1 pseudogene is annotated in these 339 nt (G+C 59.6%); it reads right to left on the bottom strand.

Annotated features, from left to right (window positions below):
• Window positions 1–339: pseudogene (locus EN857_RS33770) on the bottom strand (hypothetical protein); the annotation flags it as partial.

The following is a 339-nucleotide window of genomic DNA, read 5'->3' as shown; positions in this document are numbered from 1 at the left end:
GGCCGATATAGAGCCGGTTCGAGGTGTTGGGATCGTTCGACTTCAACACCTTCGGATTGCCCGAGGGCACGTCCATCTGCAGATAGAGCTGGTCCATCTGGCTGACGTCGATCACCGCGCCCGCACCGGTGGCGGGATAGAACGTATCGGCGCAGGAATAGGACGTGCCATACTGATCGGTCTGGATCACCGACCCGGAAGGCAGGCTCTTCGCAAGGCTCTTTGCCGTGCCGGTCGTGCAGACCTGTTTCTGGACCACCGTCGTGGTCGACCCGTTGATGGTGCTCACTGTGGTTGTGCCGTAGCCTTTCCGGTCGCCATAGCCGTTATAGTTATAGC

It is taken from the genome of Mesorhizobium sp. M4B.F.Ca.ET.214.01.1.1, assembly GCF_004791545.1.
In the GTDB taxonomy this organism is placed as follows: domain Bacteria; phylum Pseudomonadota; class Alphaproteobacteria; order Rhizobiales; family Rhizobiaceae; genus Mesorhizobium; species Mesorhizobium abyssinicae.
Note: the sequence above shows the minus strand (reverse complement) of the source record. Positions and strands in the feature narration are given on the sequence as shown.